The 11,413-nt window shown below is 68.6% G+C and carries 9 protein-coding genes; 4 read left to right on the top strand and 5 right to left on the bottom strand.

Annotation, left to right across the window (positions count from 1 at the left end; all coding sequences use genetic code 11):
• Positions 1 to 45: 45 nt before the first annotated feature.
• The 3 genes from GA0070214_RS32160 to GA0070214_RS29485 all read right to left on the bottom strand — a co-directional run bounded on the left by GA0070214_RS32160 (position 46) and on the right by GA0070214_RS29485 (position 2,590).
• Positions 46 to 888, bottom strand: a complete 843-nt coding sequence (locus GA0070214_RS32160) for a hypothetical protein (RefSeq protein WP_244167901.1) — start codon at positions 886 to 888, stop codon at positions 46 to 48.
• Positions 889 to 970: 82 nt separating this feature from the next.
• Positions 971 to 1,609, bottom strand: coding sequence for a GGDEF domain-containing protein (locus GA0070214_RS29480; RefSeq protein WP_091269799.1), 639 nt, complete (start codon positions 1,607 to 1,609; stop codon positions 971 to 973).
• A 90-nt stretch (positions 1,610 to 1,699) separates the two neighbouring features.
• The gene (locus GA0070214_RS29485; protein WP_244167902.1) at positions 1,700 to 2,590 is read right to left on the bottom strand and encodes a MarR family winged helix-turn-helix transcriptional regulator; all 891 of its coding nucleotides are present in this window, start codon (positions 2,588 to 2,590) and stop codon (positions 1,700 to 1,702) included.
• Between the two features lie 505 nt (positions 2,591 to 3,095).
• Between GA0070214_RS29485 and GA0070214_RS29490 the strand changes: the two genes are divergently transcribed.
• Positions 3,096 to 3,725, top strand: a complete 630-nt coding sequence (locus tag GA0070214_RS29490) for a hypothetical protein (protein ID WP_091269800.1) — start codon at positions 3,096 to 3,098, stop codon at positions 3,723 to 3,725.
• A gap of 604 nt (positions 3,726 to 4,329) precedes the next feature.
• Here the strand turns inward: GA0070214_RS29490 and GA0070214_RS29495 are convergent.
• Positions 4,330 to 4,980, bottom strand: a complete 651-nt coding sequence (locus GA0070214_RS29495) for a hypothetical protein (RefSeq protein WP_244167903.1) — start codon at positions 4,978 to 4,980, stop codon at positions 4,330 to 4,332.
• On the opposite strand from GA0070214_RS29495, the gene GA0070214_RS32665 reads away from it, so the two are divergent.
• Positions 4,973 to 5,203: a hypothetical protein gene (locus GA0070214_RS32665; RefSeq protein WP_167364355.1), complete on the top strand. Its 231-nt coding sequence runs from the start codon at positions 4,973 to 4,975 to the stop codon at positions 5,201 to 5,203. The genes GA0070214_RS29495 and GA0070214_RS32665 overlap by 8 nt on opposite strands.
• Positions 5,204 to 5,629: 426 nt before the next feature.
• On the opposite strand, the gene GA0070214_RS29500 is transcribed toward GA0070214_RS32665, so the two are convergent.
• Entirely contained in the window at positions 5,630 to 6,538 is a 909-nt protein-coding gene (locus GA0070214_RS29500; RefSeq protein ID WP_091269801.1) for a replication-relaxation family protein, read from the bottom strand.
• Between the two features lie 1,026 nt (positions 6,539 to 7,564).
• On the opposite strand from GA0070214_RS29500, the gene GA0070214_RS29505 reads away from it, so the two are divergent.
• Together GA0070214_RS29505 and GA0070214_RS29510 are read left to right on the top strand one after the other, a co-directional pair.
• A complete protein-coding gene (locus tag GA0070214_RS29505) occupies positions 7,565 to 10,420 on the top strand; it encodes an Ig-like domain-containing protein (RefSeq protein WP_167364356.1) in 2,856 nt (951 codons plus the stop codon).
• Between the two features lie 117 nt (positions 10,421 to 10,537).
• Positions 10,538 to 10,936: a hypothetical protein gene (locus GA0070214_RS29510; protein ID WP_167364357.1), complete on the top strand. Its 399-nt coding sequence runs from the start codon at positions 10,538 to 10,540 to the stop codon at positions 10,934 to 10,936.
• Positions 10,937 to 11,413 lie beyond the last annotated feature (477 nt).

The raw sequence follows: 11,413 nt of genomic DNA on the forward strand, positions 1-11,413 counted from the left end.
GAATGAGGTGCGCGCACCGGGTGGCCGAGACGCCGGACGGGACGGTCACGGCTCGTCCCGTTGCGGGGATGCCGGCCAAGGGGCGGGCTTGGCGCGCCAGCCGAAGATCGGGTCGCTGGTCTCGACGGATCCGCAGCGGCTGCAGCGGATATAGGTGTCTTCGCCGTAGCCGGCCATGGACGGCATCTCGTCCTGGACGAACTCGTCGACGGCCCCGCACACCTGGCAGCGCAGTGACGTCCCGTCGGGCCCCCACGTGATGAAGATCGGCTCCTCGTCGCTGCCGTCAGGTCGCCGCAACGGCCCGGCTTTCCCATGCGTCCCGTGGTCGCCGCTGCTGGACTTCTGGGTGGTGGCGGTGAGGAGGGCGGTCAGCCCGGGATAGGTGGCGGGGACGTCGCTCGGCCCGGGGCTGTCGTCGATGAGCAGCAGCGGCCGGTCATCGCCGCGCGGGTGGCTGAGCTGGTAGAGGCGGCCGTCGGTGTCGACGGCGTCGATCCGGCGGGCCTGCCCCGGCGCGTCGCCGATGGTGAGGATGTCGTCGTAGCAGGTGGCCCAGGCCAGTAGCCGCGCATCGGGTTCGGTCGCCCGGATCAGGCGGACGATCGTGTCGAGGGCGGCCCGGTAGGGCGTTGCCGCGTCGGGCTGGCGCAAGCCTGCGGCGAGGCGGTGCAGCAGGGCGGGCAGGCCAGCGGGGTCGGTGAGCAGGTCGTCGCGGCGCAGCGGGAATTCCACGCTGCGCACAGCGTGCGCGGGCGAGGCCGTGTGGAGGGGGCGGGTGTGGATGAGCAGCAGCGTCGGGGGCTGGCCCCAGCCCAGATGCTCGGCGTCGACGTCGGTCGTCAGGAGGCAACCGGCCAGGGCGTGGACAGCGGTGAAGGACAGCACAAGGGGTCTCCGTTGTCAGGGCGGCGAAAGGGGGAGGGCCCCGCAACCGGGTGGTTGCGGGGCCCTCAAGGCGTCAGACCTGTCAGTGGTGGTGGCGGTCGCGGCTGCGTCCCACCGGGGCGGCCCAGGGATGGTGGCCGTGCACACCGGCACCGGAACGCTTCGCGTGGTACATCGCCGCGTCCGCCTCGGCCAGCAGCTGCCGGGGGTTCGCGGACAGGTAGGCGGGGTTGTGGGTGTAGCCGACGGAGCCGCTGACACTGACCTCGCCGCTGTTCAGGCGGAAGGGGGCGACGCCGATGGCCTGCCATGCGGCGCGGGCGGCAGCGGCCACTTCCTCGTGGTCGCCGCGCACCAGAAGGGCGAACTCGTCGCCGGACAACCTTGCGGCGATCTCCACGGGCGCCTCGAGGGCGGCGAGGAGCCGGCCGACGTGCGCGAGCAGGAGGTTGCCGGTGTCGTGGCCGAGGCTGTCGTTGACGGCCTTGAACCCGTCGAGGTCGAGCAGCACCACCCCGACCGCCGCCCGCTCGGCGAGGGCGGCGCGCAGTCGGGCGACGAACAGCCGCCGGTTGGGCAGCCCGGTGATCTCGTCGTGGCTGGCCTCGTAGCGGGCCGCGTCGAGGGCTTGCTGTTGACGCCACAGGAGGGCGCCGGCGAGGGCGAGGCCGGCGAGGATCCCGCCGACGGTGGTGACGATGCCTTGCAGGATGGGAGACACTCGGAACGCTCCTTGGATAAGAAGGAGCACCGGGGGCGGGCGTGAGGCCGCAAACTTCGACGCCCGCCCTCGGGCTGCCTGACGAGTGGGCTACTGGCCGCCATCGTTGGGGGCGAGTTGGAAGGTGGCCGGGCGTTCGACGGTCTGCACGAGCGTGCCGGCGGCGACCAGCTTGATAGCCGCGTTGAACACCGCGCCCTGGCTGGCTTTCCTCGCGCCGCTACCGGCGTTCGCGGCGTCGATGAGCTTGCACAACTCACTGGTCTTGTACTGCCGGTCGGGGTGGGCTTCGAGGATGTCCAGTACCGCACCCCGCAGGGAGCCCTTCACCCGGCGGCCGTTCCCCGTCGGAGCTGCCTGCCCCTGCGGGCCACTGTTCGCCTCGGCGTCGGCGGGCACGGGGTCGGGCTGCTGGCGGTCGTGGATCGCCTCTTCCGAGGGAGGCTGTTCGTCCACACCGCCGCCGGAAGACGTGACGATGTCCAGCGGAGCGCGTGCGCTGCTGGTGGAAGTCGAGGTCGGGGGGAGGTCATCCGTGCGCCCGTCCGCCGGTACAGGGCGCTCGCCGTCCTGGTCTCGTCTGTCGACGGTGCCTAGGGGATCGGTCGGGGTGGCGGTGTCTGAGGTGGCGACCGCGGCCCCGGCGGAGGGTGCGCCAGCCGCCCCCTGGGTGGAGGGTGGAGTGTCGGTCGTGGTACGGCCGGTGTCGGTCAACCGCCACATGGTGCGGTTGTCGTCGCTGCGGAACCGCTCGGCCTGCCCGGTCTTCTCCCAGGCGCGCAGCTTCGCCGTCGCCGTGGAGTAGCCGAGCCCGGCGTGCTCGGCCACGGCCGTGGCAGTGGCCTCGCCGAGCTTGCTGAGCGCGGCGAGGACCGTGAACATCGAGTGCGCCGGTACGGGCTCCGTTGCATCCGTCATGGGCACGTCCTTCCTGGTGTGGAGGTCAGCAGTGATCCACGCTTCGACCGCGTCGCTGATCAAGTGCGACGACCGGATCTCGGGACACCCCCTGAGATCCGCGCCGTGGTCGGGCGCCAGCCGGGCGCGCGTGGCGAATAATGAGTGATCGGCCGGCGATCGCCGGTTAGGTGCGGTTAGATCGAGGACCTGACGTTGACGGGAGATGCCTGCGGGGTAGCCGACGGACGGCGACGAACTCGCGTGTGCGGGCGGCCACCGTGGTCACGGTGAGCCGTGATCGAGAGCGGATAGGCATGGAATCCGTGCGCCGGCGCCGACTGGCGTCCTCGGCGCTGCCAGCGTCGACAGTGTGGCGACGCCGCCCCGCCACGCCGCCCATGTCTCGATCGTGCATGCGGCGTGCCGATGGAGTACCGGCTGATCTGACCAGCAGGGCGGCGACTTGTCCGGGTCGGCCCCGTTCGTCGACGCGGTCCTCGAGGGCCGGGGCTGATCTGATCAAGCCTGCCAGGCACTACAATCCAGCGAAACCGGCGCCTCCATAGGCCGCGATACAGGGAGAGTCATGCCTGTCGATATCACCGCGTTGGACATTTCGGAACAGGTTGCGGCTGGCATTGCGTCCGGTGAATACGTGAAGGACGGCGATGTAGTTCGTGACCTCGCGGGCCGCCTTGTCGCCCTGCTGAAGGAAGTGTCACTACCCACGGAAGGGCAGGAGATCGCCGCTGGGGGTATTGCAAAAGCGCTGACTAGCCCCAAGGTCATCGCAATCGGGCTAGGTTTGGGAGCGCTGACGGCCACTGCGGGCGGGGTAGCAGGTTTCGTCTTAGGAAAGAAGAAGCAGGCTGCCAAGCTTGAGCGGCCGAAGTCGGTCGAGAACTGCATCGCCTCGTTGAGTGCCTACTTGGAAGCAGTTCAGAACGGAAGTCTAGATGTGAAGACCCTCCATCGTCTGAACTCGGATCTGGACGCTGTCAACAAGGAGGCCGGCAGCGGCAGGATTGAGATCCTTGCTGAACAGCTGGAGGTGCTGATCGCCATCGTGGCTGATCACACCTGGAAGCTCGCTGAAGCTAAAGCGGTCGACCTGAGCGAGGTTCTCGAACAGACACCCCAATCGGGGGACAGTAAGATCGTCAGCTTGCAGCGTCACCTCAGAGTCCAGGAGCGGATCTTGAAAAGGTCGGCATAGCCGACCGGACCTGCGAGGGTTCCGGTGGCGGGGCAGTCGGCGAATATGCGCAGGCAGCGGCAGGTGAACGACGCCCGAGCTTGCCTGGGGGTGGGCCGTGGCCCGTCGCGACAGTGATGTGTGGGGGCGACAAGGTCGGCACGCCGTTGGAGTGCAGGCCGTGGCTGGCGCCTGTGAGAGTCAAGGCCAGGGGGCACCAGCGCTCACCCGCGGCGACCTGAGCCCTGGTGAGGCGGTGGGGCCGGGCAGGCCATGCCGTACACCACGAGGGGCAGCATGTCTTCGACGCCGAACCACTGTCGGGTGGACACTGTGGAAGCACCTCTGTCGATGTAGTGGGCTGAAAGAGGAACACGGCGGCCTGTGCAGGCCAGACGGGAGTGGGCGCCCCACGCCCGGGGCGCCGGGCCTGTAGAGCACTGACCGCCGCTGGGTGAGGCGGTTCGGCCGCTGGCCATTGAGACAGCTGCGGTGCGTCGACCGCAGCAGCGGATAGCCAGCCCCGCAGGTCGACACGGCATGGACCGATCGCTGGGGAAGTCCAGCTGGGCTGGGCCGCAGGCGGTAACCGGTGTGCTCGCCACCGGGGCGTGGGCGGCGGGGTCTACAAGGCGACGGCGAGTAGCCGCTGATCGGGGTCGAAGGCATCGAGGTGGGCCACGGCCTGCTCGAGGTAGGTGATGCGGTGGGCGAGCGCATCGCTGGCCGGGGCGAGCTTGCGTCCGTCGGCGGTGAGCATCGCGTCGCCGGCGACGGCGCTGGCGGCGCGGTAGTGCTGGTAGGCCATCTGCCCCGCCTGGTACATCTCCAGCTCTCCGACGGCGGGCTGGCCAGGGCCGGGAGCGGCGGCGGCGTGCAGGCGCATGGCGTGGACGCGGGGTTGGGCGTGGAAGTCCGCGATCGCCGTGTCGAGGGGGTAGCGGTCGGGGTCGGTGATGTGGCAGGTTTCGAACACCGGCCACGGGGTGGCGGCTCGGGTGCCGTGCACGACCTGCTGCCAGATCTGGTAGCGGATCCCGGCGCCGACCGCGGCGGCGTGGCGCATCCCTTGCAGGTCGAGCAGGCGAACCGGTCCGCCCGCGCACGACGCGGGTCGACCCTTGCGCAGCCCGATCAGCTGCTGGCGCTGCCACACACGCAGCTGCGCGACCGCCCAAAATTGGGGCGTGAGGGTGCCGGTGACACCGAAGTGGGTGTCGAGCTGGTGGCTGGTGAGAGCCTGCGCGGGCAGCGCGTCGGGCAGGCAGATGATCATCGTGGCGATGGTCGGGGCCGGCGTGACGGTTGGCCGCGCGGTGGTGGTGGGTCGGGTGCGGACCGGGCGGGGCGCGGCTGCCGGCGTCGCCTTCGCCTTCGCCGGCGCCGGTCGTGTCGGGATGGCTGGCACACGGCTGCCGTGGCGGGTCAGCGGGGTGCCGTTGACAGTGGACATAGGGCTGTCCTCCTTGGATGGGGTGCGCGCGGGCGCGCAGGGATGACCGGCCCACCGGGTACTTGGGCCGGGTCAAGGGAAGAGCTGGTGTGGGTGGCAGGTGTGACCTCGAGGGGCCGCCGCGCGGGCGCGTGCCGACCGGCCGAAGCGGGTGGGCATCGCGTACCGCTGGAGTGCGGCGGGGGATCCCTGAGGTGGGACGAGCCGGGGTGGAGCGATATCTGGGGTGTGGTGTTGTCGCAAAGGTAGCGGCTGCCACTCACAGCGACATTCCGGTGCGACAGCGGCAGGAAGGGCCTTTGGCCTGCACTCTGAGAGATCAACACCCGTTGTCGGGCGGGTGAGGTGTGTCGCGCTGTGAGTGGTCAATCCACTCACAGCCGATCTTGCGGTGTGACAGTCACACAACGCGCTGAAGGGCGTGGCTGGGCCGCGACCTGCGGTGTGAGCGACTGTGAACGGGGCCTGGGTGTCAGAGGTCGCCGTCGGGGTCGGTGTAGCGGTGGGGGTTCGTGGCGGTGTTGCGGGGGCCGTGGTCGGAGGGCAGTTCGTGCAGCCACCGGCGCGGACCCGGGTCGGCGGCGAGGCTCCAGGCGGGACCGGCGGGGTGCTCGTCGTGCAGGCCGGTGGCCACGGGCATGACGGTGGGCACGCCGGCGAGGGCGTCGAGGAGGTGAGCTTCGCGGCGGCGGGTCGGCACCCGTAGAAGGACGGGGTAGCGGGGGCCGAACTCGGCGAGGCGTTCGTAGCCGCGCAGCTTGCGCAGCACCTTGGCGAGGGGTTCGGTGCCGTTGTCGTGCTCGAGGAAGAACCCGACAGCGCGGCCGGCGGCGGACCAGATGCCGTGGCCGTCGGGGCGGATGCCGGCGAGGGTGTAGGCGGCGCTGGCGTGCTGCTCGGACCACCACCGCACCAGCCTGGTGGTGGGGTCGGTGCGCGTGTAGGCGTGCAGGTCGATGAAGAGCTGGTTGGCGCCGAGCAGGTGCCGCAGGCGGGGGCTGCCGATGATGCGTTCGGTGCGTTCAATGCTGGAGCGCGGCGGCCGCGCATCAGGGTGTTCGGGGTCGGTGTAGGTGGTGGGGTGCACGAGCATGCCGAGCGGGCCAAGAGTGTAGAGGTGTTGTCCGCCGCCGGTGGTGACGTCGACGAAGCGGTGCACGGCGTCGATGCGGTGCAGGGCGGCCAGGCGCAGCCGCGCGGAGCGCGGTGACGGGAACAGCGCCGCCGCGATCTGGGCGGTGGACAGCACATAGTGCTCGGCGAGCCAGGCCAGGAGTTGACGGTCGCGCAGGGTCAGCCGACGCAGGTGCGCCAGCCGCTGCAGTTTGCTGGAGGGCGAGCGGGACGGGCGGGACTCGGGGTTGGCGGATTCGCGGGACATGAGGAATCTCCTCAGGGAGTAGACGAAGAGTGACCCCTCCCGTGGGGAGGGAGTCTGGAACTGTCGCCGCCGATGACGGTGGGCGGTCACGGGCGCTGTCCTGCGCTGATAGCCGCATCCGGTCTTACGTCAACCGCACGCGGTGGTGAGAGGTGGTGAAGGTGGGGTGAAGCCGCAGCGGAAGGCGGCACGGAAACCCGGTGGTCCGCTGCGACAGCGCCTCTGAACCGTCGGCGCTCTCCAGCACTTCTCGCGGCTCGCATCGGCTGGGCCAGAAGAAATGGTCGCCAACGACCCCGCTCCAGGAACCCCGCCAATCGCGCCTTGCTCGCCCGGCGGCCTGGTTGTCCAGCATTCCTCAAGGCAGCTCGGGAGGAATGTCGGATAGCTCCAGTCCTCCATCTCACCGGCGGCGACGAGCTCCAGCAGCGGCGGCAGGAAGTGTCTGAAGTATCGCAGGTCACCCCACGTGGACATGGCGGTGAACAACAGCGGTCCGAAAATGCTCGGAGGTCAGATGCCTCAAGGGGTTCCGGCGAGAGCTCTACCTGCGCGGGATCCAGGCAGTGATCGAAGTAGTCGACCGGGCTTCAACCGAACGTTTCCGAATGCCTAGCAAAGCCCCTCGACGTCGAGCTTCTTGTCTGAACGACCGAGCCGGCTGGGAATGTGGTCCTGGCGGGCCCGTCGAAACATCTGATGCGGCAGAGCTCCGAATTGCCCCAGATCATCGATCGGCGAACCCGGTCGACCGAAGGGCCACGCGGCGCCCGTCGCAGTTGTGACCGGTCAGGTCGAACCCTCGGTGTTTCGTTGGCTGCATCGAGCCGTTCGGCCGGCCGGTTTGAACGCTCCCGGCATTCGTTCGCGGACTGATCGGGGAGACGCTCCCTAGTGGCTGGAGCCGTTCGGGCTAAAACATCCGTCACATCGGTGGAAGGCAGGCGGGGGTATTTCCCCCGGCCTATTCCGCGTCGCACTGTACGGATTGCGCCATCCGTTTACAGCAGGTCGAAGGAGTGCGCCGTGACGTTTCCGCCACTAGCAGATCGCGCTGCTGCCGTACTAGCAGCGCTATTGACAGCAACGCTTCTCGCGTCGTCGCCGGCCAGCGCATCCGACACTGCGCAGACGACCGCGACCTCCACCACGACGGCTGCAGGCCGGGCAGGCGGGCAGCAATCGTCCATTGACAGCGCCAGCACCCCCTCCACATCGGCAGCGTTGGCCTCGTCTCCGGCTGCGTTCAAGGCGGCAGCGGCCGCACTGCTGGCGGCCGCCTCGGCCGCGGGAAGTCACATCAACATCGTCGTCATCGGCGACAGCTACTCGGCGGGCAACGGCGCTGGCGACTATTACGGCCCCGGCGGCTGCTACCGCAGCCGGAGCAACTGGGGCGAGCGCTACGCCCAATGGCTGCGCGGCCAGGGCCACCCGGTCACCGTGACCGACCGGGCCTGCTCCGGCGGCGTCACCTCCCAGTACTGGAGCACCCGCGACCTCGGTGACCACTCGGAGGTCGGAGCCTGCCACACCGGCACCGGTGACGAGATCGTGACCACACGTGTTGGCGCTGGCGCCTTCTCCAGGTGCAACACCACGCTTCGCGCCCAGAAAGACTCAGTGGACAAAAGCACGGACCTCGTATTGTTCACCTTCGGGGGCAACGACATCCACTTCAGTGACATTGCTAAGCAGTGCTTCATCGTCGGCTACCGCGATCCCGGCGACTGTCGGACGAAGGTCAACGCCGCCAACACCTTGATGGACGATACGACCGAGGACGGGATGCAGGCCCGTATCAAGAACATTCTCATCGACTTGCACAAGAACCGGCTGCGCACGGACGCCAAGGTCGTTCTGCTCGGCTACCCGCAGCTGATCGGCCCGGTCGACTACGTACTGAAGCACCGCAACATCTTCGGCAAGGTCACCGACACCTACGACGCCGCCAAGGGCGTCCGGGACCTCGGCACCAAGGGCTCGACGGTCCAGACGAACGCCGTCAGCGCCGCCGAGGCCGCCGAGGGCGCCGATTTTGTCACCTACCTGCCGCAGGCCCTGTCTCTGTTCGACGGCCACCAGCCCGACCCACGCCTCGGAGACAAGAACCCCAACTCGTGGATCGTCGAGCCGTTCCAGAGCACTAGCACCGACACCTGGTACCACCCCAACCGCACAGGGCACGACGAGTACGCCGGAATCCTCGAGACGAACTTCGGCGACGGCACCCCCGGATCGCCCCTCGCCAGCGCGCAGGGCCTGGACCTGGTGTTCGTCATCGACACCACGGGCTCAATGGGAGGCACCATCCAGGCGGTTAAGGACAACGTCAACGCCGTGGTCGACCAGCTCGCCGCCGGTACGTCGTCCTATCGCCTCGCAGTGGTCTCCTACCGGGACCAGCCCAGCTACACCGGCGACCCCGGCGACTACGCCTCCCGCCTCGACCAGGACTTCACCGCCGACACTGCCGCCGTCAAGACGGCCGTCGGAAACCTGGTCGCCGACGGTGGCGCCGACTACCCCGAGTCCGCGTATTCCGGCCTAGAGACGGCGATCAAGCTGACCTGGCGTTCCGCGGTGAGAAAGGAGATCGTCCTCTTCACCGACGCGCCGGCGCACGACCCGGAGCCGGTCTCAAACCTGACCGCGTCCCAAGTCATCGCCGACGCCCTCGCCGTCGACCCCGCGATCGTCAACGTCGTCGGCAACACCGACACCACCCTCGCGTCGGTCGCCAGCGGTACCGGCGGCCAGGTCCTGTCCGCCGCCAGCGGCAGCGACGTCACGACTGCACTGCACGAGATAGTCACCACCTCGCTCGCGGCCCCGTTCGCGACCATCGGCGACGGCTACCACGCCGCAATCGGCAAGCCTGTGACGTTCACGGCCGCAGGGTCCTTCGACCCCGCTGCTGGCACCCTCAGCTACGCCTGGGACGTCGACAGCGACGGCACGGTGGATGCGACCACAACGACGGCGACGTACACCCACACCTACTCGGCGGCGTACAAGGGGCTGGTGTCGGTCAAGGTCACCTCCAGCAGCGGCAAGGCAAGCACCGCCACCGCGCCTATCCTCGTCGACGTCGATGGCGACGGCGTCGAGGACCAGGTCGACAACTGCCCTGCCTTGTACAACCCCGGTCAGGAGGACGAGGACGGCGACAACGTCGGCGACCTGTGCGACGACAGCTCCGGCATCCCGACCACCGACAAGGAAGGCGTCATCGTCGGCGACAGCGTCAACCAGGCTCCGACAGCGACGGCCGACGCCTTCGTCACCGAGGCCGGCGCCACCCTCACGGTGCCCGCACCGGGTGTCCTGGGTAACGACACCGACCCCGACGTCGGCAACACCCTGACCGCCAAGCTCGCCACGCAGCCGACGCACGGAACCCTGTCGCTGGCCGCCGACGGCTCCTTCACCTACACCCCGGCACACGGATACGGCGGCTCGGACAGCTTCACCTACACAGCGGTCGACGGCGACGGCGTCGAGTCCGCACCTGCGACGGTGACGCTGACAGTCACCCCGCTGACCGGCAAGCAGCGGCTCATATTCGTCGCCGACGGCTACGACCACATTGTGATCAACGGCGACGTGACCAGCGGGCACCTGACCATCGCCCGGACCAAGGGCGTCGTCCAGTCCATCACCGGTACGGTCACGGTGAAGACGCACAGCAAGCAGACCGTTCAGATGATCTTCCAGGTCGTCCGCAGCGGCCGCAGCTACACCGCGACCGTGACGGTCATGGACGGTAGGAAGGTGCACACCTATCGCGGCAAGGGCACCGTCAGCGGCAACGGCAAGGTCGTGATCGGCAAGTTCTGTCCGGGCCACCCGTCGTTCGGGTTCGTCATCAAGTCTCGATAGTTGCGCCGGTCCGTCCCGGCCCCGGTGAGCTGGCACTGCCAGCCCCGGGGCTGGGGTGGACGGCACCGTGGACAACGCGAGGCGCAACCATCATCAGCAGCAAAGGAGAAGGACACGATGGCTAGATGGCCCACGACCGCGGTGACGACTCGCCGTGCCCGTCTGCCTCGCGCCGCTGCTGCCTGCGCTGCCGGGGCAGCCGCGCTGCTGATGCTCACGAAGGGCATGAACCTGCGGTTTCACATCGAGAACACCAGCGAGGCCATGGCCGACGAAGCCCACGGTACGCTCTGGCTGCTCGGCTCTGCGGTGCTCTTCGCAGGGGCGGCCAGCCTGGCCCTGTGGTCCAGGGCTCCGCGCTGGTCCGCGGGACTGATCGGGCTCCCATTGATTGCCGGTATCCTCCCGGCGCTGCTCCTGCCCGGAAACATCATCCCGTTCGGCACGGCACTCCTTTCCGGCCTGGTCGCCGTCGTCGGGCTGACAGCGACCGTCCTGTCAGCGGCTCGGCAGTAGAGGCAGGACATCACGAGGCATGGGACAGGCGGACGGACGACGAGGTGCCGCACTGGCACAATACGGCCGCGACGCCGCGTACCTACGCGATTGGCAGGCCGATGCCCCGCCCGGCGCCGTAGCGAGAGCAAATCAGGCTCATCGGCAGGACCGCGCCTATCGAACCGCTTCAGGCAAAGGCCCTGTTCGCGAATGTCGCGCGAATCTGTCCGGGTTAGCGAGCCCACTGATCTTGCTCACCTCCAGGAACCAAACGTGTACCGAACCCGGCCGCGTTGATCGCGTCACCTTCAGCCTTTGTGATGACGCAGCAGGCGCGGCGATTGTCGAGTACGTCGCGAAGCTGGTTGATGTCGGCAGGCGGATGATCGAGTAGGTCACGAATCACGAGGTGAACAGGCTCGCAGTGCTCGATAACGAGCCGGCATTTGGGTCCCCGACGATCGCGCGGCATGCGGCCTCGGACCAGGGCAAGAG

It is taken from the genome of Micromonospora chaiyaphumensis (assembly GCF_900091435.1).
Taxonomy (GTDB): domain Bacteria; phylum Actinomycetota; class Actinomycetes; order Mycobacteriales; family Micromonosporaceae; genus Micromonospora; species Micromonospora chaiyaphumensis.